Raw genomic sequence first — 23,835 nt, forward strand, 5'->3', positions numbered from 1 at the left:
GCCGTTCACAGCAGGGCGACGGCCCGGTCGACCGCCGCCGTGACGTCGTCGTCCACCGGGTACAGCAGGGCCCGGCCGATCACGAGCCCCCGCACGGTCGGCAGGCGCAGCGCGGCCCGCCACCGGTCGTAGGCGGCGTCCGGGTCGTCGCCCACGTCACCCCCGAGCAGGACGGCCGGAAGGGTGGTGGTCCCCATGACCCGGGCCATGGCGTCGGGGTCCTCGGTCACCGGCACCTTCAGCCAGGTGTACGCGGAGGTGCCGCCGAGGCCGGAGGCGACGGCGAGGGACTTGGCGACCGCCGCGGGGCTCAGGTCGGTGCGCAGCGTCCCGTCCTCCCGCCGGCACAGGAACGGTTCCACGAACACCGGGAGCTGACGGCGCGCCATCGCGTCGACGGCGCGCGCGGCGGCGTGCAGGGTCCGCAGTGAGCCGGGGTCCTCGTAGTCGAGGCGCAGCAGGAGCTTGCCGGCGTCGAAACCCAGCCGGGCCAGGTCGCGGGGGCGGTGTCCGGTGAACCGGTCGTCCACTTCGAAGGCGGAGCCGGCGAGCCCGCCCCGGTTCATGGAGCCCATGACGACCTTGCCGTCGAGGGCGCCGAGCAGCAGCAGGTCGTCGAGGACGTCGGCGGTGGCGAGGACCCCGTCGACGCCGGGGCGGGACAGCGCCTCGCAGATCCGGGCGAGCAGGTCGGCGCGGTCGGCCATGGCGAGGGCGCGGTCGCCGACGGCGAGGGCGCCGCGTGCGGGGTGGTCGGCCGCGACGAGCAGCAGGCGTCCGGAGTCGCCGAGCAGGGGCCGGCGCCGGCGGCGGGCGGCGGCTTCGGCGATGGCCCCGGGGTGTCGGGCGCGGGTGCGGGCGAGGGCGCCCGGGTCGATGTGGGGGCGCTCGCCCCGGGGTGCGCGCGGGGCGCCCGCCGTCGCCCTCATCGGACCTCGCCCGCCGTCAGTGCGGCCTCGATCTCGGCGGGTACGGGCATCGCCGACGAGCACTCCAGTCGGGAGGCGACGATCGCGCCGGCGGCGTTCGCGTACCGCATGGTGCGTTCCAGGTCCCAGCCGGACAGCAGCCCGTGGCAGAGCGCCCCGCCGAACGCGTCGCCGGCACCGAGGCCGTTGAGCACGGTGACGGGCAGCGGCGGCACCTCGGCGTGCTCCCCGTCCGCGGCGAGCGCCAGCACCCCCTCGGGTCCCTGTTTGACGACGGCGAGCGCGGCGCCCGCCGCGAGCAGTGCCTCGGCCGCCGTCCGCGGGTCGCGCTCCCCGGTGGCGACCTCCACCTCGTCGAGGTTGCCGACGGCGACGGTGGCGTGCCGCAGGGCCCGTTCGTAGGAGGGGCGGGCGGTCGCCGGGTCGGTCCAGAACATCGGCCGCCAGTCGAGGTCGAAGACGGTGACGGCGGCCGGCCCGGCGGCCCGGCCGCGGTGGGCGAGGGCGGCGAGGGTCGCGGCCCGGCTCGGCTCCTCGCTGAGTCCGGTGCCCGTCATCCAGAAGACGCGGGCGTCGGCGACGGCCGCGAGGTCCAGTTCGTGCGGGTGGATCTCCAGGTCGGGGGCCTTGGGCCGCCGGTAGAAGTAGAGCGGGAAGTCGTCCGGCGGGAACACCTCGCAGAAGGTGACGGGCGTCTGGCCGCCGTCGACCGGGGTGACCCAACGGTCGTCCACCCCGAACTCGCGTAGCGCCCGGTGCAGATAGGCGCCGAAGGCGTCCGGGCCGGTGCGGGTGATGACCGCCGTGCGGCGGCCGAGTCGGGACGCCGCCACAGCGACGTTGGTCGCCGAGCCCCCGAGGAACTTGCCGAAGGTCGTCACCTCGGCGAGGGGCACGCCGGTCTGGAGCGGGTACAGGTCCACGCCGATCCGGCCCATCGTGAGGACGTCGAACCGGGTGCCGGGGTCGTCCGGGGGCCCGTCCCCGTGCGGCGGCGCGTCGCGGGGCTCCTCGCCGTGTCCGCCCTGCCCCGCCCCGTCCCGCCCGTCCTCGTCCCGCACGCCGTCGTGCTGCGGGTCGGTCACCTGCACGTCGTCCCTTCCCGGTGTACGGGCCGGTGTCGCCGCGCACCGCGCTCGCGGGCCCGGTCACACCGATGTGGTGCCCCCAGGTCTAATGCCGGTCGACGAACGCTGTCAACATGTTGTCCGGACATTCGGACCAGTCCTTGACACCCTTCTCGGGCGGACTGGAGGCTGAACCGCATGACCACAACGGCCGGCGACCCGCCCGCCCCGCTCTCCCGCATCCGCATCGGGTCGGCGCCCGACTCCTGGGGCGTCTGGTTCGCCGACGACCCGCGTCAGGTGCCGTGGCGGCGCTTCCTCGACGAGGTCGCCGCGGCCGGCTACGCGTGGATCGAACTCGGCCCGTACGGGTATCTCCCCACCGACCCGGTCACGCTCGCCGAGGAGACCGCCCGGCGCGGCCTCCAGGTCTCCGCGGGCACCGTCTTCACCGGGCTGCACCACGGGAGCGCCGTCTGGGACCGCACCTGGGAGCACGTCGCCGAGGTCGCCGCCCTGGCCCGGGCGAGCGGCGCCGGGCACCTCGTGGTCATTCCGTCGTTCTGGCGCGACGACAAGACCGGCGAGGTCCTGGAGGACAGCACCCTGACCGCCGCCCAGTGGCGGGCGCTCACCTCGCAGACCGAACGACTGGCGCGACGGGTGCGCGAACGGTTCGGGCTGCGCGTCGTCGTCCATCCGCACGCCGACACCCACGTCGACAGCGAGGAGAACGTGGCCCGGTTCCTCGACGGCACCGATCCGGACCTGGTGTCGCTCTGCCTGGACACCGGCCACTACGCCTACTGCGGCGGCGACAGCGTGCGGCTCATCGAGACCTACGGCGAGCGCATCGGGTACCTGCACCTGAAGCAGGTGGACCCGGACGTCCTCGCGGAGGTGCGCGCCGAGGACCTGCCCTTCGGTCCGGCCGTGGCCCGGGGCGTGATGTGCGAGCCGCCCTCGGGGGTACCCGCGCTCGGGCCGGTCCTGACGGCCGCCCAGCGCCTCGACGTGGAGCTGTTCGCCATCGTCGAGCAGGACATGTACCCGTGCGACCCGGACGCCCCGCTGCCGATCGCCCGACGCACCCGCGCCTTCCTGCGCTCCTGCGGGGCCTGACGCGCCCGCTCCGACGGCACCCGCACGCATACGCCCCCCTTCCCCCACCCATGTCACGGATTAACGGGAATTGCGTCACACCTCCCCCACAGCCCTCCCGCGCACCGGGGCTGCGCCGCGCGCCGGACCGAGGGTGAGTGATCACCAGCGCGCCCGGCCCCCGGCGACCCCCCGGTCACCCCCGCGGTGCGCACGGGGAGGAGCATCGTGATCGACAGGACCCTCTGGTCGTACCAGAACATCGCCGCCCACCTGCGCGTACAGCGGGACACCGTCCGCTCGTACCGCAAGCACGGGCTGATGCCGCCGCCGGACGTGGTCGAGGACGGCAGGTCCTACTGGTACGCCGACACCGTCCGCGCCTGGGCTGCGGCGCGGCCCCGCAGCCGCGGGTGAGGTGCGCGGGTCACGGGCGAGGTGCGCGCGACGGGCCGCCGACATCTCGACACCCCTTGGCTTCATACCCCCTAGGGGTATAGTGTGGTGAGTGTCGGGGAGGCCGGGGCGTCGACCCCCCTCCGACCGCCACGACCCGGGCGCACCCGCCCCGCGTCCCACCAGCGACATCCGAGGAGAACGACATGAGCGCCCAGACCCAGGACTCCGTGACCACCGTCTACCAGGTGACCGGAATGACCTGCGGCCACTGCGAGGGCTCCGTCTCCACCGAGATCTCCGCGCTCCCCGGAGTCAGCTCGGTGAAGGCGGTGGCCGCCACCGGCCAGGTCACCGTGGTGTCGGCGACCGCCCTCGACGAGGAGGCCGTCCGTGCCGCCGTCGACGAGGCCGGCTACGAGCTGGCCGGCCGCGCCTGACCGGACCCGTCGACCGGCCCCGGTCCCGACCCCACTGGTGTGGGGGCGGGGCCGGGGCCACTCACGTCATGACGGGCCCGCCGCCGGGTCGGCCGAGACCGACGCGCCGGCACCCAACACCCGGCGCCCGGACCCGCGCCGGTGACGGTGACGGTGACGGTGACGACCCGAACGAACTAGCCATGCGGTCGCCAGAAAGCCATTCGCGTCCGGGAGAACGCCTTTCCCTCGCCAAGAAGAACCGTTTCCACGCGCGGGGCGATAACGTAGCCCGCGGCACCTCCCACGGGGCCGGTCCCTGCGACCGGACGACCGCGGGGGCGACCACGGCGGTGTCTTCGGCGTCACCGGGAAGGTCGGGTTCCACGGTCACGCACCACTTGTGGCCGAAGACATTCCGGTAACTATCTCCGGGGGCCTTCACAGACCCCGCGCAACATCCTTACGCTTGAGCCCCGATCGCCATATCGGGGCTCTTGCGCAGGTAGATGGACATATGCAGGAGACATAGATCACAGCGTTCGCGACGTAACCATCGTGGATGCTGGTGAGTCTAAGAAGGCGATGTCAGAAACGTCTTGGGGGGCGTTTCGGACATTGGGGATGTCTTGGGGGACGTCTCCGAAGTGCGTTGCCGGGGCACGTGCACCGGGGAGCTTTGAGCGGCCCTCCCGTGCGTACGGGTCCCGGCAGACCGCAGGCACCCACCCCCAGCAGCAGGCGCTGCCCAATGAGCGCCCGGCCGGATCCCGTGGGGGGAATCCGCACCGGGACAAAGGAAGGCGTCCCATTCGTCGGCCCGTGGGGGGACCGGCGGTGGGGCGCCTTCCGCCTTTTCCCGCGCCCTTCGCGCGCCTCCCCCGTGTCTCCGCGCCGCCTTTCGATGCGGCGCCCCTCCCGTCCCCGCCGGGCCCGCCGGCTCCCCCGCCGGCTCCACTGACCCTCCCCCCCCGACCGGAGGGCCCCGCCCCGGCCCTCAGACGCCCCCACAGGACCTCGAAGGCCCTACGGACGCCGGGTGGGCACCGAAGCCGCCTCCACGGCGCTCGTACGGGCCCGCCACGGCTCGCACCCGACTCGACTGGGGGCTGCGGCTCCGGGTGCGACTTGGCTCCGGACACACGAAATCGGGCACCGCGTAGGCGATGCCCGATGTGATGTGGAGCCCACGGCCTCGGTCCGCGCGGGCGCACGGCCGGCGCACGGCCTCGGCACGGGCGCCGGGGAACGCCGCCCCCCGGACCGGGCGGCATCCCGTGCACCCCGTGGCGCGCACCGGCCGGACCCGGCCGGTGCCCTCAGTGCCGGTCGTCCCGGCCGAACCCTTCCCGCTCCGGCCGGACGATCACGACGTCAACCGGTCAGCGGGACTCGACCGGCACGAAGTCGCGTTCGACGACACCGGTGTAGATCTGCCGCGGACGGCCGATGCGGGAACCCGGCTCCTTGATCATCTCGTGCCACTGGGCGATCCAGCCGGGGAGCCGGCCGAGCGCGAACAGCACGGTGAACATCTCGCTCGGGAAGCCCATGGCCCGGTAGATCAGGCCGGTGTAGAAGTCGACGTTCGGGTAGAGCTTGCGCTCGACGAAGTACTCGTCGGCCAGCGCGTGCTCTTCCAGCTTCAGCGCGATGTCGAGCAGCTCGTCGGACTTGCCGAGCGCCGAGAGGACGTCGTGCGCCGCCGCCTTGATGATCTTCGCCCGGGGGTCGAAGTTCTTGTAGACGCGGTGCCCGAAGCCCATGAGCTTCACGCCGTCTTCCTTGTTCTTCACCTTGCGGATGAAGGTGTCGACGTCGCCGCCGCTCGCCTGGATGCCCTCCAGCATCTCCAGCACGCTCTGGTTGGCGCCGCCGTGCAGCGGGCCCCAGAGGGCGGAGATGCCGGCGGAGATCGAGGCGAACATGTTCGCCTGCGAGGAGCCGACCAGGCGCACGGTGGACGTCGAACAGTTCTGCTCGTGGTCCGCGTGCAGGATGAGCAGCTTGTCCAGCGCCGAGACGACGACCGGGTCCGGCTCGTACTCCTGCGCGGGGACCGAGAAGGTCATGCGCAGGAAGTTCTCGACGTACCCGAGGTCGTTGCGCGGGTAGACGAAGGGGTGGCCGATCGACTTCTTGTAGGCGTAGGCCGCGATCGTCGGCAGCTTGGCGAGCAGCCGGATCGTGGACAGGTGCCGCTGCTTCTCGTCGAACGGGTTGTGGCTGTCCTGGTAGAACGTGGACAGCGCGCTGACGACGGACGAGAGCATCGCCATCGGGTGCGCGTCCCGCGGGAAGCCGTCGAAGAACCGCTTGACGTCCTCGTGCAGCAGGGTGTGCTGCGTGATCTCGTTGCGGAAGACGGCGAGCTCGTCGACCGTCGGCAGCTCACCGTTGATCAGGAGGTACCCCACCTCCAGGAAGCTGGAGTGCTCGGCGAGCTGCTCGATGGGATAGCCGCGGTACCGCAGGATGCCCTGCTCACCGTCGAGATAGGTGATCGCCGACTTGTAGGCGGCCGTGTTCCCGTAGCCGCTGTCCAGCGTGACCAGGCCCGTCTGGGCGCGGAGCTTCCCGATGTCGAAGCCCTCATCGCCGACGGTGCTGTCGATCACCGGATAGGTGTACTCGCCGTCGCCGTACCGAAGTACTACCGCGTTGTCGCGTTTCTCGCTCACGTCTTCCCTCACCGACGTAGTGCCTCATCTTCGAGGTGCCCTGACTGTCTCTACCATCCCCCATTTGGCGCAGGAGAGTGCACTGGGGGTCGAGCTTTGGGCTAGTTGGCGGCACTCAGTGCCGCTAGCCTGCCTATCCTGCCCCCTTCGCCCCGGTTCCGAAAGCCTCGTGTGACCTTTCCGACTCGTTTGATCGATCAAACCGCCCGATGGGTCTCGGATCGGTCGGAACGCTCGGTGGAGCCGGACCCGCCGCGGAGCCGGAAGTCCAGTGCGGTGCAACGGCGCCCCGCCGACACCGTGCGCACCGCCTGACCCAGGGCCTTGCGGGAACCCACGAGGACGACGAGCTTCTTGGCGCGCGTCACAGCCGTGTAGAGCAGATTGCGTTGCAGCATCATCCACGCCCCCGTAGTGACGGGGATCACTACGGCTGGATATTCGCTGCCCTGCGAGCGGTGGATGGTCACGGCGTAGGCGTGGGCGAGTTCGTCCAGTTCGTCGAAGTCGTACGGCACCTCTTCGTCCTCGTCCGTCAGTACCGTCAGCCGCTGTTCGTCCAGGTCGAGCGCGGTGACCACGCCGACGGTGCCGTTGAAGACGCCGCTGGCGCCCTTCTCGTAGTTGTTGCGGATCTGCGTGACCTTGTCACCGACCCGGAAGACCCGGCCGCCGAACCGCTTTTCCGGCAGGTCGGGGCGGCCCGGCGTGATCGACTGCTGGAGCAACGCGTTCAGGTTGCCCGCCCCGGCGGGACCCCGGTGCATCGGGGCGAGCACCTGCACATCGCGCCGCGGGTCCAACCCGAATTTGGCGGGAATCCGTCGCGCGGCGACGTCGACGGTGAGCCGCCCGGCCTCCTCGGTGTCCTCCTCGACGAAGAGGAAGAAGTCCTTCAGCTCCTGGGTCAGGGGCGGCAGACCGGAGTTGATCCGGTGCGCGTTGGTGACCACCCCGGACTCCTGGGCCTGACGGAAGATCCTGGTCAGCCGCACCGCGGGCACCGGGCCGCCGTCCGCCAGCAGGTCCCTCAGCACCTCACCGGCGCCGACGCTGGGCAACTGGTCGACGTCCCCGACGAACAGCAGGTGCGCGCCCGGGGCCACTGCCTTGACGAGTTTGTTCGCCAACAGCAGATCCAGCATGGACGCCTCGTCCACCACCACCAGGTCGGCGTCCAGGGGCCGATCGCGGTCGTAGGAGGCGTCACCGCCGGGCCTGAGCTCCAGCAAGCGGTGCACCGTCGACGCCTCGGCGCCCGTCAGCTCCGCGAGCCGCTTGGCGGCGCGTCCCGTGGGCGCGGCCAGCACGACCTTGGCCCGCTTGGCACGGGCCAACTCCACGATGGAACGCACCGTGAAGGACTTGCCGCAGCCGGGCCCGCCGGTGAGGACGGCCACCTTGCGGGTCAGCGCCAGCCGGACGGCTTCCTCCTGCTCCGGGGCGAGTTCGACTCCGGTGCGGTCCGCGAGCCAGGCCAGCGCCTTGTCCCAGACGACGTCGCGGAACACGGGCATCCGGTCCTCTTCGGTGTGCAACAGCCTCAGCACCTGCCCGGACAAGGACAGTTCGGCTCGGTGGAACGGCACCAGGTAGACGGCGGTCACCTCGTCGCCCTCGGGTCCCGGCACCCGCTCGCGGACCACGCCCTCCTCGTCGGCGGCGAGCTGCCCCAGACAGTCGATGACCAGCCCGGTGTCGACCCCGAGCAGCTTGACCGCATCGGAGATGAGGCGTTCCTCGGGGAGGAAGCAGTGGCCCTGGTCGGTCGACTGCGACAACGCGTACTGGAGTCCCGCCTTGACCCGTTCGGGGCTGTCGTGCGGGATGCCGACCGACTGGGCGATGCGGTCCGCGGTGAGGAACCCGATCCCCCACACGTCGGCGGCCAACCGGTAGGGCTCCTCCTTGACGACGGCGATCGACCCGTCGCCGTACTTCTTGTAGATGCGCACCGCGATGGACGTGGACACCTCGACGCTCTGGAGGAACAGCATCACCTCCTTGATCGCCTTCTGTTCCTCCCAGGCCGCTGCGATCTTCTTGGTCCGCTTGGGGCCGAGACCGGGGACCTCGATCAGCCGCTTCGGCTCCTCCTCGATGATCGTCAGGGTGTCGACGCCGAAGTGCTGGGTGATGCGGTCGGCGAACACCGGTCCGATGCCCTTGACCAGACCGGAGCCCAGATAACGCCGGATGCCCTGGACGGTGGCGGGCAGGACGGTGCTGTAGTCGTCGACGTGGAACTGCTTGCCGTACTGCGGATGGGAGCCCCACCGCCCGCGCATCAACAGGGACTCGCCCACCTGCGCCCCGAGCAGCGCGCCCACCACCGTGAGCAGGTCGCCGGCGCCGCGGCCGGTGTCCACCCGCGCGACGGTGTAGCCGGTCTCCTCGTTGGCATACGTGATCCGTTCGAGGACCCCCTCGACCTCTCCAGGATTCGCCATGCCCCGACGCTACACGCGCGCGCTGACAGGCCGGTCGGGCCCGGTGGGCGGAGGCCACCCCCTCCCCCGGCGGCGCCCGGTACCCACGGAGCCGACGACAGGAGTTCGCCCTCATGCGTCCGGACACCGGTCCGTACGCGCACGACCCGGTGGTGGGGTCGGCCCATGCCGATCTGGTGGTCGGCGTGGACCGTCGCCCGGGCGCCGGGGAGACCGTGCTCGGCCCGGGGGCCGGGGCGGAGCCGGCGGACTGGATGCGCGGGCTGCTCGCGCTCGGACCGCGTTCCGTGGTGGTCACCTCGGGCGCACGGGGCGCCTTGGTGGCCGACCGCCGCGCGACGGTACGGGTGCCCGCGGTACCGGTGACGCCCGTGGACACCACGGGCGCGGGGGACGCCTTCACGGCCGCGCTGGGTGGCGGTTGGGTGTCGGCGAGACCTGGCGGAGGCCGCTGCGTACGGGGCTCGGGTGGGAGCCGTGGCGGTGACCCGGCCCGGTGCGCAGGCCGCCTTCCCGACCGCCGCCGAGCTCGAACGGGCCGGGCGGCGGTACTGAACCGCGGGGGAGCCATCGAGGGGGCCCTTGCGGACCCCCTCGGGCTATCCCCGCTTCCCCCGTTCTCCCCGTTGGAGCCCCCGGCCCGGCGGGGCCGTCCCCCTGCGGGGCTCGTGCTCAAGTAGACCCGGGGAGTGGGGGAACGGTTGCAGTGCCCGTCCATGATTCTTTTCGGCCGCTGGGCGTGAAGGGGGCCGCCGGGGGCGCGTGCGGTTCGGCGCGCAAGGCCCGCCGGCTGGCGAGCGCCGCGTGGCGGTGTCGGTGGCCGTGGTCGTGGCGGTGGCCGTCGCAGGGGCGGTGGCCGTAGCAGGGGCGGGTGGCGGTGGTCAGGGGGCGGCGTGCGTGCGGTAGCGGTCCACCGTCTCGGCCAGGAGCTCCCGACCGTCCCGCGCCCACAGGACGTCGCTGAACAACTCGACCTCCACGGGGCCCGTGTACCCGGCCTCGTCCAGACGCGTGTGCCATTCCCGCAGGTCGATCACCCCGTCCCCGAGTTGGCCGCGCCCGTTGAGGACTCCCTCGGGCAACGGGGTCACCCAATCGGCGAGTTGGAAGGCGTGCAGCCGGCCCGCCTCGGCGGCGCGCGCGACCTGTGCGGGAGCGTGGTCGTCCCACCACACGTGATAGGTGTCCACGCACACGCCCACCTGGTCGGCGGGGAACGGCTCGGCGAGGTCGAGTGCCTGCTCCAGGGTGGAGACGACGCACCGGTCCGAAGCGAACATGGGATGCAACGGTTCGATGGCGAGCCGCACCCCGTGGTCGGCGGCGTAGGGGACCAGGCTGCCCAGGGCGTCGGCGATCCGACCACGGGCGGCGCCCAGGTCGTGCCCGCCCGGCGGCAGTCCACCGCACACCAACACCAGGGTGTCCGTGCCCAGCCCGGCGGCCTCGCGGACGGCGGCCCGGTTGTCGTCCAGGGCGGCTGCCCGTTCGGCGGGGCCGGTGGCGGTGAGGAAGCCGCCCCGGCACAGGGTGCTGACGGTCAGGCCCGCGTCGTGCACCAGTCGGGCAGCGGCCCCGACCCCGAACGCGCGCACCGGGTCCCGCCACAGTCCGACCGAACTGACTCCGAACTCGACGCACGCGTCCACCAGTTCGGGCAGGGAGAGTCCCTTGACGGTCATCTGGTTGATGCTCAGCCGACCCGGGGCGCCCTCGGAGACGGCGGAACCCGTCAGCGGGCGCGGCGAGCGGCTCTCGGGCCCGGTCACTGGTCCACCCCGTGGAGCGCCAGCAGGGTCCGCATCCGCTGTGCGGCGAGGTGCGGATCGGGGAAGAGGCCGAGGTCGTCCGCGAGTTCGTAGGCACGGGCCAGATGCGGCAGGGAGCGCGCCGTCTGGAGGCCGCCGACCATGGTGAAGTGCGTCTGGTGCCCCGCCAGCCAGGCGAGGAACACCACACCGGTCTTGTAGTAGCGGGTCGGCGCCCCGAACAGGTGCCGGGCCAGGGGCACGGTCGGGTCGAGGAGCTGGCGGAACCCGTCGGTGTCGCCCGCGTCCAGTCGGCGCAGCGCCCGGGCGGCGAGGGGCGCGAGGGGATCGAGGACCCCCAGAAGGGCGTGACTGAAGTGGAGTTCGTCGCCCGCGATCAGTTCCGGGTAGTGGAAGTCGTCGCCCGTGTAACAGCGCACGCCCGCCGGTAGCCGGCGACGCAGCTCGACCTCCCGGCCCGCGTCCAGCAGGGAGACCTTGATGCCGTCGACCTTCTCCGGGTGCGCCGCGATCACGTCGAGGAAGGTGTCCGTCGCCTCGTCGAGGTCGGAGGAGCCCCAGTAGCCGTCCAGCGCGGGATCGAACATGGGGCCGAGCCAGTGCAGGACGACCGGGCGGGCCGCCTGACGTAGCAGGTCCCCGTAGACGGCACGGTAGTCATCGGGGCCGGTCGCGGAGGCGGCGAGGGCACGGGAGGCCATGAGCACCGCGCCCGCGCCGGACTCCTCCACCACGGCGAGCTGCTCCTCGTAGGCCGCACGGACCTCGGCGAGCGAGGCCGGGCCGGAGAGTTGGTCGGTGCCCGCGCCGCAGACCACCCGGCCGCCCTCGGCCCTGGCCTCGGCCGCGGAGCGCCGGATCAGTTCGGCGGCGCCCGGCCAGTCGAGGCCCATGCCCCGCTGGGCGGTGTCCATGGCCTCGGCGACCCCGAGGCCGTGTGCCCACAGATGGCGGCGGAAGGCGAGGGTGGCGTCCCAGTCGACGGCCGCCGGGCCGCCCCCGGTCCCGTTCGCGAGCGGGTCGGCGAGCGGATCAGCGACCACGTGGGCCGCGGCGAACACCACCCGCGAGGCGAACGGCTGCGCCGACGCGGGCTCCTCGGAAGACGGGTGCGCGCCCGGGACGCCCGGTGTGTGCGTACGCAGGGTTCCGTCGGTGTCGGGTAGGCGCAGGGTCACAGCGACAGCTCCGGGACCTCGATGCGGCGGCCCTCGGCGGTCGACCGCAAGCCCAGTTCGGCGAGTTGCACCCCGCGCGCACCGGCGAGGAGGTCCCACGCGTAGGGGGTGTCCAGGTAGACGTGGCGCAGGAACAGTTCCCACTGCGCCTTGAAGCCGTTGTCGAACTCCTCGTTGTCGGGCACTTCCTGCCAGTCGTCGCGGAACGCGTGGGTGACGGGCAGATCCGGGTTCCACACGGGTTTCGGGGTCACCGCCCGGTGCTGCACCCGGCAGCCGCGCAGACCGGCCACGGCCGAGCCCTCGGTGCCGTCCACCTGGAACTCCACGAGTTCGTCGCGGTGGACGCGGACCGTCCAGGAGGAGTTGATCTGTGCGACCACTCCCCCGTCGAGTTCGAAGATGCCGTACGCGGCGTCGTCGGCGGTCGCGGGGTAGGGCTCGCCCCGTTCGTCCCAACGCTGCGGGACGTGGGTGGCGGTCAGCGCCTGGACGGAGCGCACCCGCCCGAACAGTTCATGCAGCACGTACTCCCAGTGCGGGAACATGTCGAGGATGATCCCGCCGCCGTCCTCGGCCCGGTAGTTCCACGAGGGGCGCTGAGCGGGCTGCTGGTCCCCCTCGAAGACCCAGTACCCGAATTCGCCGCGCACCGACAGGATCCGGCCGAAGAAGCCGCCCTCCACCAGGCGGGCGAGTTTGCGCAGTCCGGGTAGAAAGAGCTTGTCCTGCACCACCCCGTGCTTGATGCCCGCCGCGCGGGCGAGCCGGGCGAGTTCGCGTGCCTCGTCGAGGCTGGGCGCGGTCGGCTTCTCGGTGTAGACGTGCTTGCCGGCGGCGATGGCGCGCTTCAGGGCGGGCACCCGCGCGGACGTCACCTGTGCGTCGAAGTAGATGTCGACGGAGTCGTCCGCGAGCACCGCGTCGAGGTCGGTCGAGGTGTGGTCCGGGTCGAGTCCGTGCTCCTCGGCCAGCGCTCTCAGCGCAGCGGCACGGCGGCCGACCAGCACCGGTTCGGGCCACAGGGTGTTGCCGTCGCCGAGGTCGAGCCCGCCCTGTTCGCGGATCGCCAGGATCGAGCGGACCAGGTGTTGCCGGTGCCCCATCCGGCCGGTCACGCCGTTCATCGCGATGCGTACGGTCCTGACTGCCATCGACTTCCTCCCTCGCCCGTCACGGGCTGCGTGCGATCGCTCACTGAAATGAACAGTAAGCGCTTTCTGTCCCCGTGTCACTAGTCACCGTGAGATTCCTGCCATCGCGTCCCGTTCGGGCCCGGCTCCGGTGGGGGGTTCCGCCCGCCCGCGCCCACGGGTTCTGCGGCGGACCGACGGGCGGGCCCCGACCCGGCTAAGGTCCGGATTCGGATGTGCACCGATGGGGAGCGGCCCCCACCAGACCGGGGCCGACCGCGGACGGACCGGAGGACGACTGGATGACGGCGACACTGGCTGACGTGGCAGCCCGGGCGAAGGTCTCCCCCGCCACCGTCTCGCGGGTGCTGAACGGCAACTATCCCGTTGCGGCGACCACCCGGGAGCGGGTCCTGCGGGCCGTGGAAGAGCTCGACTACGTGCTCAACGGGCCGGCCAGCGCCCTGGCCGCCGCCACCTCCGACCTCGTGGGCATCCTGGTCAACGACATCGCCGACCCGTTCTTCGGGATCATGGCCGGGGCGGTGCAGTCCGAGATCACCGGTCCGGGCGGCCGCGCGGGGGGCGAACGGCTCGCCGTGGTGTGCAACACCGGGGGGTCTCCCGAACGTGAACTCACCTACCTCACGCTGCTCCAACGGCAGCGCGCCGCCGCCGTGGTGCTGACCGGCGGCACCGTCGACAGCCCGGAACACACCGAGGCGATGAGCGCCAAGCTGCGGCGGCTCGCGGAGGCGGGCACCCGCGTGGTGCTGTGCGGACGCCCCCCGGTGCCGGGGACCGACGCGGTGGCCCTGACCTTCGACAACGTGCGGGGCGGACGGATGCTGACCGAGCACCTGCTGGCGCTCGGGCACCGCCGGATCGGGTACGTCGCCGGGCCCGCCGGCCGGACGACCACGCGGGAGCGGCTGGCGGGACACCGGGCGGGGCTCGCCGGAATCGGTCCGGGGGCCGTGCAGCACGGGGACGCCGTTGCACACGGGGGCGGGGGCGCTTACGCGGGCGCCGCCGAGTACGAGGGCACGGCGAACGGGAGCGGGGTGGGTCCGGGTGCGGTGCACGTGCTGGGCATCGCGCACTCGGCGCACCCGGCGCAGCCGGTGGGTGCCGTGGATGTTCCGGGTGGGACGGGGGGCGCTCCGGGTGCGGTGGGGGGCGGGGTCGCGGAACGCTCGGGAGGCGGGCCCGAGGTGGAGGCGCTCGTGGTGCACGGGGCGTACGACCGGCAGAGCGGATACGACGGGGCGGTGGAACTTCTGCGTCGGGACCCCGGGTTGACCGCGCTCGTGGCGGCCAACGACACCGTGGCGCTGGGTGCCTGTGCCGCGTTGCGGGACCACGGCCTGCGGATTCCCCAGGACGTGTCGGTGGCGGGCTTCGACGACCTGCCGTTCAGTGTGGACGCCGTGCCCGCCCTGACCACCGTACGACTGCCGCTGTCCGAGGCCGGGGCGCGGGCGGGGCGGATCGCCATGGGGCGGGAGGCTCCCCCGCCGGGCGGGATCGCCAAGGTGCGGGGAGAGTTGATGGTGCGCGGTTCGACCGCGGCACCTCGGCAGTGACTTAGGAATCGGGCGGGACGGGTGGGGCAGGTGTGACGCTTTACGGGGAGGGACCTCACCCGTGTGAGTGAGCCGGCGATCAGCCCTTCGCCAGTTGTCCACAGGGCGTTGTCCACAGGGGTTGCCCACCCGGCTGACCTCAGCCAACTTGGAGGCAGTCGCAAGGATTCGGAGTCGAACATGCCGAGCACGTCACCCCAGCCGTCCCGACCGTCGCCCGCCCTGCCGTCCGCCCTGCCGTCCGGTCCGTCGGCCACCCCGTCCCGGGCTCCGCACGCCCCGGCCCGCCCGTCGCGCGTCCCGCCGCCCGGCCGCGCGCCCGCCCCGGTCCCGGGTGCGCCCACCGCCCCAGCGGTTCGGACGACGGGCCCCACCCGGTTCACCCCGGCGTACTCGCAGCCGCAGCGCCCGGGTCCCGCGCCGGGATGCGGTGCCCGGGCAACGGCGGGCCCGGGGCCGCCCGCACGGTGAACGCGCTTCGCCCCGCACGGGTGCCCCACGGAGGCGGACATTTCCGGAGGGAGCGGCCGATCACCCCGCGGGTAGGGTCGTGGCCATGAGGCTGGCCTTCTCCACGCTCGGCGTGTCAGGACTCGCGATCCCCGAGGTCATCGGGCTCGCCACCACGCACGGCTACCACGGCGTCGAACTGCGCGCCCACATCGAGGAGTCCGTGCACCCGGGCCTGACCGCCGCCGAACGGTCCGGGGTCGCCTCCGCGTTCGCGGACTCGGGCGTCCAGGTCCTGGGTGTCGCCGGATACGCACGGGTGGCGGCTCCCGGAGACGACGGGCCGGTGCTGGACGAGGTACGGGAGTTGTTGGCGCTGGCGAGCGACCTCGGTGCGCCCTACGTGCGGGTGTTCCCCGGGGCGGGGTCCGGGCTGGGGCCAGCCGAGACGGCGGAATCCGAGACCACGGCGGCCCGACGGCTCGGCGTGGCCGCCGAGTGGGCCGCGGGCCTCGGGGTGCGCGTGCTCCTGGAGACCCACGACTCGCACCGGTCGGGTGCGGCGAGCGCACGCATCGTCGCGCAGGTCGATCACCCCGGGGTGGGCGTGCTGTGGGACGTGCTGCACACCTGGCTCGCCGGGGAGGAGCCGGCGGTGACTCACGCGGCGCTGCGGCCGCACCTCGGATACGTCCAGGTCAAGGACGTGGCGTCCGCCGAGGACACCACCCCGTTGGGGCTCGGTGCCGGGGTCCTGCCCCTGGGTGCGTGTCTGGAGACCCTCAGCCGGGACAGCTGGGACGGGTGGCTGTGCTGGGAGTACGAGAAGAGGTGGTACGAGGGGGCGGCTCCGCTCCCGGGTCTGTTGGGGCCGGGGCGGGAGCACTTGGCACGAATGCTCGACGGAACGGGGCGCGGCGGCTCCGCGGGACTCCGCCCTGCGAGGTTGCGTCCGGCGTAGTCCCGTCCGGTGCAGTACCGAGGGGTACTACCGGAACGGGGGCGCGGTGGGCACGGATGGAGCGGTCAGGGCAGCGGTCTCGTCGGGGTCCGGCGGCGGGTGACCGGCGGCGGCCACCCGGCCGGTGCCCGCGGGCGGGCGACTCGGCGCGAGTGAGGTCAGGGCGACCCCGGCGACCAGGAGGCCGGCGGCGCACCAGCGCAGCGGGCTGATGGACTCGTCCAAGAAGAGGGCGGCGGAGGACATCCCGAAGACGGGCACGAGGAGGGTGAAGGGCGCGACGGTGGACGCGGGGTAGCGGTGCAACAGCCAACCCCAGGCGCCGAAGCCCAGGTTGGTGCTGATCCAGGCGATGAAGACGATGGTCCCCACCCCGGCCCAGTCCAACGAGCGCAGGGCTTCGAAGCCCACCGACGGGCCTTCGAAGAGGAGGGAGAGCAGGTACAGGGGAAGCACCGGGACGAGGCTGACCCACACGATGAAGTTGAACGCGTCCGGGGGCGCGGCCTTCCGGGTGAGGACGTTCGAGACGCCCCAGCCCGCGGCGGCGGCCACCACCAGGGTGAAGCCCAGTAGCGGACCCGAGGTTCCTTCGTCCACGGCCGCGACGGCGACACCCACCAGGGCCACGGCCATGCCGAGGGTCCGGATCGGTCCGGGGCGCTCGCGCAGCACGACGGCGGCGAAGACGGCCGTGAAGACCGCTTGCACCTGGAGGACCAAGGAGGTCAGCCCGGCGGGCATGCCCTGGTGCATGCCGAGGAACACCAGCCCGAACTTCATCACGCCCAGGGCCATACCGACCGCGATGATCCACTTCCAGGCGACCTTGGGCCGTCCCACCAGGAAGATCGCGGGCACCGCGGCGACGAGGAAGCGGAGCGCGGCGAAGAGGAGCGGAGGGAACTGAGAGAGCCCGAAGTCGATGACGACGAAGTTGACGCCCCAGAGCGCGGTGACGGAGACGGCGAGGCCGATGTGCGCGAGTCGCATGCATCGAGCATCAACGGCAGCGACTGTTTAGCACTAGCGATGATTACTGCATGCTTGGATTAAGCATCGCTAAATCCAAGTGGGTGGCGTTGCCCCGTGGACGATGCGGATACCCCCGGCTCAGCGGCCGAGAACCCGTGGTCAAGGCGTCGGCGTGACGGAGTCGGCGTCATGGGGTCGGCGTCATGGAGTCAGGAGTCCAGGTGCTGGATCTACAGAGGCTGAAGGCCCTGCACGCGGTGTCCGTGCACGGAACGGTCGGAGCAGCGGCGATGTCGCTCGGTTACACGGCGTCGGCGGTGTCACAGCAGATAGCCAAGCTGGAACGGGAGACCCGCACGGTTCTCCTGGAACGGTACGGCAGGGGGGTGCGGCTGACCGAGGACGCCCACCGCCTGGTGGAGGCCGCGCGCGAACTGATGACGATCGTGGAGCGCGCCGAAACGGACCTGGAGGAGCGCAAGGGCACGCCGACGGGACAACTCGCGATCGCGGCGTTCGCCTCGGCCGCCCGCGGACTGATGCCGGGGGTACTGGCAGAGCTCGCGGTGCGTCATCCGACCTTGGACGTGCGCATGTCCGAGGTGGACCCCCATGAGTCGGTGGACCTGGTGGCGAAGGGCGTGCTGGACATGGCGGTGGCCCATGACTGGGACATCGCACCGCTGCCCGCACCACCGGGGGTGGAACAGGCTCGGATCGGGGACGACCTGTGCGATCTGCTGGTGCCGCGGGGGCACCGGTTCGCACGGCGGAAGACGGTACGACGGGAGGACTTCGACGGGGAGCGTTGGGTGTGCCAGCCACCGGGGCGGGTGTGCCACAACTGGCTGATGGGCACGTTGCGGACCGCCGGCATCGAACCTGACGTGGCCCACTACGCGGATGAGAACCCCACGCTGGTCGCCCTGGTGGAAGCGGGACTGGGCATCGCGCTGATCCCCAGGCTCGGACGGGGCCCGCTACCGGACGGCGTGGTGGCCGTGCGGCTGGATCCCGTACCCGTGCGCCACCTCTACGCGATCTGGCGTACCGGAGCAGCACGGCGCCCGGCCATCGCCGAGATGGTCCGGACCCTGCACGAGCACTGGCCCCGGGCCGCGGAGGGCACCCCGCCGATCGGTCGGTGAGGCGCACGTGCGGCGAGACGCACCTGCGGTGAGGCGGGCGGCGGTGTGGCGGGCGGCGGTGTGGCGGGCGGCGGTGACATGGGCGTGCAGCGAGGCGGGCGGGCGGACGGCTGGTGCGGCCTGCTTGAACGGCAAGATCCGGACGCGGTGCACGGGGGTGGGGCGGGGAGGGGGGAGGGGGTGCCCCTATCTGTTTGGTCAAGGTCGTGGGTCAGGATTTGCGGCATGACGACCTGGTTCCGGACGTACTACGAGGACGAAGATCTGTGGCTGTACTTCGAGGCCGATGACGAAGGCTGGGCAGCGCGACAGGTTGAGGTCCGGGGGCAGGACTCGCGACCGGTGACGGCGGCCTCCTTGGAAGAGGTGCTGCACTTGCGTGATCATGCCGATCTCGCAGCGATGGGCCGCTACGAGCGGCAGTACGGCGTTCTCGCCGAAGGCCCCATGGATGGCTGGCAGGACCAGCCGCAGACGGCCGAGATCCCCGCGGAGGAGTTCGAGTGGCTGTGGGCTGAAGCGCGTCGGGCTCTGGGAGATTCAGGCTGACCTGGCGGGTTGGGGTCGTAGAAGGTTCCGTCGCGGAGCATCGCGAAGAGGACGTCCGCCCGGCGTCAGGCGAGGCAGAGAAGGGCCTGGGCGTGCCAGTCCCGGAGGCCGGAAGCCTCATTGCGGAACCACCGAAAAGTAATGAGGGGGAGCCCCCCGAGTGGCTTGGTCAAGGTGGGTGGGGCTGGTTCAGGTGTCTGGAACGATGGGGCCGTGCATGGGGATGATCAGGTCGGCCGAGGCGTCTCCGCGGACCTCGCGGCGTTTCTACGGAACGCCGATGACGACCGTCCGGTGAAGATCGTGCCTTCCGTCTGCGGCGAGTGCGGTGGGCGCGTGTTCCTCGTGCTCGTTGACGATGTCGAGGGCGGAGCCGAGCGGGTGTGCACCGGGTGCGGCGGGCGTGCGTTCATCGCGGACAGCGCGGAGTTCTGGGGGGAGGCGGACCCCGGCGAGGCCGGCTGCCCTTGTGGGGGTGGGGAGTTCGAGACGGCAGTCGCGTTCTCGCTCGCCGCCGACGGGTCGGTCCGCTGGGTGACGGTCGGGCTGCGGTGCCAGCAGGACGGCCTCTGCGGGATCTACGTCGACTGGAAGATCGACTACGGCCCCACGGATCACCTCCTGGACCTGACCTAGCGGCGTCGAAGGTCTCATCGGCTGGCTCCCGGGGCCGACACGTCACGCCTCCCCCGAGGAAGCCCGACCGGAGGCTACCGTCTGACCATCCGATATCCGCAGTTTCGGACGATTCCTTCAACCGTCAGAGGTGGTGGAGGGGTTGACCGGTCGTTCCTCCCGACGGCCCGGGCCCGCACCCCGAGCCCCCTCGGAAGGAGCCCGCGTGCCCAACCCGCCCTGCGCCCCCGATTCCCCTCCACCCCTCCCAGCCCCTCAAGCCACACAGGCCACACAGGCCGCTCAAGCCGCTCAAGCCGCTCAAGCCGCTCAAGCCGCTGTGATCCAAGCACCCAGCACCAGCACCGCCCCCGCGTCCTGCCTCACCCGGCGGACGGTTCTCGCGGTCACCGCCACCGCCCCCGTAGCGCTCACCGCGCTCACCACCACCGCCCCGACACCCGCGCACGCGACAGCCCGCGCCACGGTCAACACCGGCCGCCCCCCTGCCGCCTCCCCCGCCTCCCCCGCCTCCGCCACCGACGCAGCGGCCACCGACTCCCCCGCGGGCCCACGGGAACGGCGCCTTCGGCGGTTGCTCTCCCGGATGACCCTGGAGGCGAAGGTAGGGCAGCTCTTCGTCATGCGGGTGTACGGGCACTCGGCGACCGCGCCCGACCCCTCGGACGTCGAAGCGAACCTGCGCGAGATCGGGGTGCGAACGGCCGCCGAGTTGGTGGCGGAGTACCACGTCGGAGGGGTCATCTACTTCTCCTGGGCCGGAAACACCCGAGGCCCCGCGCAGATCGCCGCACTGTCGAACGGCATCCAGCGCGCCGCCCTCGCGCAGGACGTCCCGGTGCCGGTGCTGATCTCGACCGACCAGGAGCACGGGATCGTGTGCCGGGTCGGAAGTCCGGCGACGCTGTTCCCCGGTGCGATGGCGATCGGGGCGGGCGGATCGGTGGCCGACGCCCGCGAGCTGGGCCGCATCGCGGGGGTCGAACTGGCCGCGTTGGGCATCCGGCAGAACTACTCCCCCGTGGCCGACGTCAACGTCGACCCGGCGAACCCGGTGATCGGCGTACGGTCCTTCGGCAGTGATCCGGAGTCGGTGGCCGAACTGGTGGCGGCCGAGGTGCGCGGGTACCAGGGTGCGGGGGTCGCCGCCACCGTCAAGCACTTCCCGGGGCACGGGGACACCCGGGTGGACAGCCACACCGGCCTACCGGTGATCGGGCACTCGCGGGCGGAGTGGGAACGGCTCGACGCGCCACCGTTCCGGGCCGCGGTGCGCGCGGGCGTCGACGCGGTGATGACGGCGCACCTCCAGTTCCCGGCGCTGGACCCGTCCGGTGAGCCGGCGACCCTGTCGCACCCCATCATGACGGGCATCCTCCGCGACGAACTGGGCTTCGACGGGGTGGTCGTCACGGACTCGCTGGCGATGGAGGGCGTGCGGCAGAAGTACGGGGACGACCGGGTTCCGGTGCTGGCGCTGCGGGCCGGAGTGGACCAGTTGTTGAACCCGCCGGACCTCAAAGCGGCGTTCGACGGGGTCCTCGCGGCGGTGCGCGACGGCGAGATCACCGAAGAGCGCTTGGACCGGTCGGTCCTCCGGGTGCTGCGGCTCAAGGAGCGGCGCGGGCTGTTCCGCTCCCCGTACGTACCGGAACGCACGGTGGGCGCCGTGGTGGGGCACCGGGCGCACCGGGCCGCCGCCGACCGGATCGCCGTTCGCGGCACGACCCTGTTGGCCGACGCGGAGCGACTGCTTCCGCTGTCCCGGCGGACCCACCGCGACCTGTTGGTGGTCGGCGCCGACCCGGTGTCGCCCTCCGGTACGACGGGACCGCCCACTGCGGTGCTGGCGGCGGCGCTCACGGAATCGGGATTCGCCGTGACGGCCCTGTCGACGGGCACGGCGCCCTCGCGGGAGCGGATCGACGCCGCGGTGGCGGCGGCCCGCGGCGCGGATGCGGTCGTGGTCACCACCTACAACGTGGCGGCCCACAGCGGTCAGCGCACGCTGGTCGCGGAGTTGGCGGCGGCGGGCGTGCCGGTGGTGGCGGTGGCGCTGCGCGATCCGTACGACGTGGCGTGGCTGCCCGGCGCGGACGCGGTGCTCGCGGTGTACTCGTGGGGCGACACCGAACTGCGGGCCGCCGCCGGGGTTCTGGCGGGGCGGGCGCGACCGGGGGGCCGGCTGCCGGTGCCGGTCCCGTACCCGGGCGAGCCGGGTCGGGTGTGGCTCCCGGTGGGTCACGGACTCTCGTACCGTTGAGGCAGGACGTCCCGCCCGGGGTGCGCGAGACCCACGGGCGGGACGGACCGTTAGCTGCCCAACCAGGGTGGCTACGGCGTGGTGTTACGGCCGGAGCGTGGGCTGCCGGAGCGTGGTGCCCTCGCGGTCGAGCCGGCGGTCGTACGGGGCGAGCGGGGTGACCTCACGGTCCGGGGCGTTCGCCGCGGCGGCGGCCTCCGGGGCGAGTCCGGCCCAACTCAGGATGCGCTCGGTCGCCTTGGCCCGCTCGTGTGCGACGAGTCCGGCGACATTGGCCCCGTGGTTGGCGCCGGGGGCGGTGAAGACGTACGAGTCCCGGGAGTCCTTGCCGAGGCGGAAGGGTTCGGCGCCCCAGGGGTCGTTCTCGCCGTAGACGTAGAGCATCCGGGTGGCATTGTCCCGCACCCAGCGGTCGACGTCCCGCATCGCGTGCTTCTCGAAGGACATCGGGATCGACCGGGGCACCAGGGCCCGGGGCGGCTGGTAGCCGTAGCGGGACAGGTCGCCGAGCCACGGCTGACGGATGTCGGGGCTGCCGAGTTGGGTGCCCGCCTGGTAGTAGTACGGCGTGTACGGCTCCAGGCCCTGGTCGGTGTAGGAGTACCAGCCGATGACCCCGTCGACGAAGGCGAAGAGTTGCTCGTCGGTGACCTGGTCGGCGTCCGGGAGCGTCAGGCAGTCCGCCTCGTTCTGGTACTGCCAGAAGCCCCACACCAGGTCGAGGACGACACCCTCGAACGCCTTGTCGAGGCTGCCGATGGTGGTGAACGTGTTGCCTTCGGTGGCGGCGAGTTCGGCGTACTTCTTCGAGAGGGGGGCGCGTCGGACGAGGGCCTCCCGCTGGAGGTCGCCGAGCGCGTCGCGGCACTCCTCGGTTCCGACGTTCGCGAGGAACCGGTCGTACCGTGCGTCCTCGCGGTTGTCGACGTCGTTGGGTGCGACGTAGGCGACGATGCCGTCCATGTCCCGCGGGTAGAACCGCTCGTAGTACGTGGCGGTCATGCCGCCCTTGGAGCCGCCGGTGGCGATCCACTTCTTCGAGTAGATCCCCTTGAGGGCCTTGAAGATGCGGTGCTGGTCGCTGGCGGCCTGCCAGATGGTCAGCTTGGACCAGTCGGCGGGTGCGGGGCGCGACGGCGAGAAGTACCGGTACTCCATGGAGACCTGGTTGCCGTCGACGATCCGGGTCGGTTCGCTGCGTCCCGGGTTGGTGGACACGTGGTAGCCGCTGGTCGAGAAGACCGTGGGGCGGTCCGTGTCCTTGTGCAACAGGGTCACGCGTTGCTGGAACGTGCCCCGCGCGGGGCGCCGGTGGTCGACCGGCTGGGTGTATTCGAGGACGAAGTACCGATAGCCGATCAGCTGTCGTTCCTCGACGATCTTCAAGCCCGCAATGGCGAGCAGCCGGTCCTTGATGTCGGCCGGCTCGGTCCGGGTCGCGGCGGTGGCCGCGCCTGCCGTGCTCAGGGTGCCTATGAGCACCACGAGCGACAGCAGCCATCTGAGCGCTCTGGTCATGCGTTCTCCCCTGGGTCTGCTGATGCCTGCGCGAACCTAGCGGAGCGGCACCGGCTGCACTAGTACCCCTGGGTGACGGGTGACCACTTCCGTTGCGTGGGGGAAGGGACGGTGCCGGGCGGGGCGGGGCGAATCGGGCGGCGGGTCGCCCTTCGAGCGTCCGTGCGGATCACCCGGTCGGCGGGCCCGTCCCGGGCGTGGCGCGCAGCGGGTCAGCAGAGGATCCATGCGCTGCGGCGGTGTTGCCCGCTGATGGAACCGGCCACCCGCACGCAGCGTTGACCCGCGTGGACGGTCACGGGGGTGCTGCGTTTGCGGAACCAGCCCCGTTTGACGACCTCTCGGCTGCCGCGGGCCTGGACGCCGACGGTCATGTGGCGCAGGTCGCCCCTGCGGTGGGCGGTGGTGACGGCGCACACCCAGCGGGAGTTCTTGTGGACGACGACCTCGCCGGGGCCCAGTTGCAGGGTGCGCACGACGCGCCCGGCGCAGGACGGGGCGGCCTCGGTGGAGGTGACGGCCGGTCCGGCGAGGACGAGCAGGGAGGCGAGGGTGAGCGCTGTGGTGAACAGCGCTCCCGTCCGGGCAAGTCGCGCGCGAAGGTCGCCGTTCTCCACGTCACCTCT

The 23,835-nt window shown here is 72.1% G+C and carries 19 protein-coding genes and 1 pseudogene; 10 read left to right on the plus strand and 10 right to left on the minus strand.

Features of this window, described 5'->3' with window-relative positions:
• Window positions 1–5 precede the first annotated feature (5 nt).
• Window positions 6–929 (minus strand): deoxyribose-phosphate aldolase, encoded by a 924-nt coding sequence (locus ACFYOU_RS07295; protein WP_391304034.1) that lies wholly within the window; start codon window positions 927–929, stop codon window positions 6–8.
• Window positions 926–1,867 carry a 5-dehydro-2-deoxygluconokinase gene (gene iolC, locus ACFYOU_RS07300; RefSeq protein WP_391304222.1) on the minus strand — a complete coding sequence of 314 codons (942 nt, stop codon included), beginning with the start codon at window positions 1,865–1,867 and terminating at the stop codon, window positions 926–928. The genes ACFYOU_RS07295 and iolC overlap by 4 nt, the downstream gene beginning before the upstream one ends.
• 327 nt (window positions 1,868–2,194) lie before the next feature.
• Here iolC and ACFYOU_RS07305 point away from each other — a divergent pair, with 327 nt between their 5' ends.
• The 3 genes from ACFYOU_RS07305 to ACFYOU_RS07315 all read left to right on the plus strand — a co-directional run bounded on the left by ACFYOU_RS07305 (window position 2,195) and on the right by ACFYOU_RS07315 (window position 3,933).
• The gene (locus tag ACFYOU_RS07305) at window positions 2,195–3,118 is read left to right on the plus strand and encodes a TIM barrel protein (RefSeq protein WP_391304035.1); all 924 of its coding nucleotides are present in this window, start codon (window positions 2,195–2,197) and stop codon (window positions 3,116–3,118) included.
• Window positions 3,119–3,325: 207 nt separating this feature from the next.
• Window positions 3,326–3,514 carry a helix-turn-helix transcriptional regulator gene (locus ACFYOU_RS07310; RefSeq protein WP_389762606.1) on the plus strand — a complete coding sequence of 63 codons (189 nt, stop codon included), beginning with the start codon at window positions 3,326–3,328 and terminating at the stop codon, window positions 3,512–3,514.
• Window positions 3,515–3,699: 185 nt separating this feature from the next.
• Complete coding sequence (locus ACFYOU_RS07315; RefSeq protein WP_391304036.1) at window positions 3,700–3,933, plus strand: cation transporter; 234 nt, start codon at window positions 3,700–3,702, stop codon at window positions 3,931–3,933.
• A gap of 1,361 nt (window positions 3,934–5,294) precedes the next feature.
• Here the strand turns inward: ACFYOU_RS07315 and ACFYOU_RS07320 are convergent.
• Window positions 5,295–6,593 (minus strand): citrate synthase, encoded by a 1,299-nt coding sequence (locus ACFYOU_RS07320; protein WP_387002452.1) that lies wholly within the window; start codon window positions 6,591–6,593, stop codon window positions 5,295–5,297.
• Window positions 6,594–6,790: 197 nt separating this feature from the next.
• Window positions 6,791–9,043 carry an ATP-dependent RecD-like DNA helicase gene (locus ACFYOU_RS07325; protein ID WP_391304037.1) on the minus strand — a complete coding sequence of 751 codons (2,253 nt, stop codon included), beginning with the start codon at window positions 9,041–9,043 and terminating at the stop codon, window positions 6,791–6,793.
• A gap of 215 nt (window positions 9,044–9,258) precedes the next feature.
• Here ACFYOU_RS07325 and ACFYOU_RS07330 point away from each other — a divergent pair.
• Window positions 9,259–9,598: pseudogene (locus ACFYOU_RS07330) on the plus strand (PfkB family carbohydrate kinase); the annotation flags it as partial.
• Between the two features lie 326 nt (window positions 9,599–9,924).
• On the opposite strand, the gene ACFYOU_RS07335 reads toward ACFYOU_RS07330, so the two are convergent.
• The 3 genes from ACFYOU_RS07335 to ACFYOU_RS07345 form a co-directional block, all read right to left on the minus strand.
• Entirely contained in the window at window positions 9,925–10,725 is an 801-nt protein-coding gene (locus ACFYOU_RS07335; RefSeq protein WP_391304223.1) for a TIM barrel protein, read from the minus strand.
• A gap of 83 nt (window positions 10,726–10,808) precedes the next feature.
• On the minus strand, window positions 10,809–11,990 hold the full coding sequence (locus ACFYOU_RS07340) for a DUF993 family protein (protein WP_391304038.1): 1,182 nt from the start codon (window positions 11,988–11,990) through the stop codon (window positions 10,809–10,811).
• Window positions 11,987–13,144 carry a Gfo/Idh/MocA family protein gene (locus ACFYOU_RS07345; protein ID WP_389762599.1) on the minus strand — a complete coding sequence of 386 codons (1,158 nt, stop codon included), beginning with the start codon at window positions 13,142–13,144 and terminating at the stop codon, window positions 11,987–11,989. Before ACFYOU_RS07345 ends, ACFYOU_RS07340 begins: the two co-directional genes overlap by 4 nt.
• Before the next feature lie 281 nt (window positions 13,145–13,425).
• Here ACFYOU_RS07345 and ACFYOU_RS07350 point away from each other — a divergent pair, with 281 nt between their 5' ends.
• Together ACFYOU_RS07350 and ACFYOU_RS07355 are read left to right on the plus strand one after the other, a co-directional pair.
• Window positions 13,426–14,709 carry a substrate-binding domain-containing protein gene (locus ACFYOU_RS07350; protein ID WP_391304039.1) on the plus strand — a complete coding sequence of 428 codons (1,284 nt, stop codon included), beginning with the start codon at window positions 13,426–13,428 and terminating at the stop codon, window positions 14,707–14,709.
• Between the two features lie 556 nt (window positions 14,710–15,265).
• Window positions 15,266–16,120 carry a TIM barrel protein gene (locus ACFYOU_RS07355; protein WP_391304040.1) on the plus strand — a complete coding sequence of 285 codons (855 nt, stop codon included), beginning with the start codon at window positions 15,266–15,268 and terminating at the stop codon, window positions 16,118–16,120.
• 27 nt (window positions 16,121–16,147) lie between these two features.
• On the opposite strand, the gene ACFYOU_RS07360 is transcribed toward ACFYOU_RS07355, so the two are convergent.
• Entirely contained in the window at window positions 16,148–17,113 is a 966-nt protein-coding gene (locus ACFYOU_RS07360) for an EamA family transporter (RefSeq protein ID WP_391304041.1), read from the minus strand.
• Window positions 17,114–17,316: 203 nt separating this feature from the next.
• Between ACFYOU_RS07360 and ACFYOU_RS07365 the strand changes: the two genes are divergently transcribed.
• The 4 genes from ACFYOU_RS07365 (at window position 17,317) to ACFYOU_RS07380 (ending at window position 21,691) form a co-directional block, all read left to right on the plus strand.
• The gene (locus ACFYOU_RS07365) at window positions 17,317–18,243 is read left to right on the plus strand and encodes a LysR substrate-binding domain-containing protein (protein ID WP_389762592.1); all 927 of its coding nucleotides are present in this window, start codon (window positions 17,317–17,319) and stop codon (window positions 18,241–18,243) included.
• 225 nt (window positions 18,244–18,468) lie between these two features.
• Entirely contained in the window at window positions 18,469–18,792 is a 324-nt protein-coding gene (locus tag ACFYOU_RS07370) for a hypothetical protein (RefSeq protein WP_389762590.1), read from the plus strand.
• 213 nt (window positions 18,793–19,005) lie between these two features.
• Window positions 19,006–19,428, plus strand: coding sequence for a hypothetical protein (locus ACFYOU_RS07375; protein WP_391304042.1), 423 nt, complete (start codon window positions 19,006–19,008; stop codon window positions 19,426–19,428).
• 319 nt (window positions 19,429–19,747) lie between these two features.
• A complete protein-coding gene (locus tag ACFYOU_RS07380; protein ID WP_391304043.1) occupies window positions 19,748–21,691 on the plus strand; it encodes a glycoside hydrolase family 3 N-terminal domain-containing protein in 1,944 nt (647 codons plus the stop codon).
• Between the two features lie 84 nt (window positions 21,692–21,775).
• On the opposite strand, the gene ACFYOU_RS07385 is transcribed toward ACFYOU_RS07380, so the two are convergent.
• Together ACFYOU_RS07385 and ACFYOU_RS07390 are read right to left on the minus strand one after the other, a co-directional pair.
• The gene (locus ACFYOU_RS07385; protein ID WP_391304044.1) at window positions 21,776–23,209 is read right to left on the minus strand and encodes a S28 family serine protease; all 1,434 of its coding nucleotides are present in this window, start codon (window positions 23,207–23,209) and stop codon (window positions 21,776–21,778) included.
• A gap of 212 nt (window positions 23,210–23,421) precedes the next feature.
• Entirely contained in the window at window positions 23,422–23,826 is a 405-nt protein-coding gene (locus ACFYOU_RS07390; protein WP_391304045.1) for a hypothetical protein, read from the minus strand.
• Window positions 23,827–23,835 lie beyond the last annotated feature (9 nt).

This window comes from Streptomyces sp. NPDC005955 (genome assembly GCF_042871255.1).
Classification (GTDB): domain Bacteria; phylum Actinomycetota; class Actinomycetes; order Streptomycetales; family Streptomycetaceae; genus Streptomyces.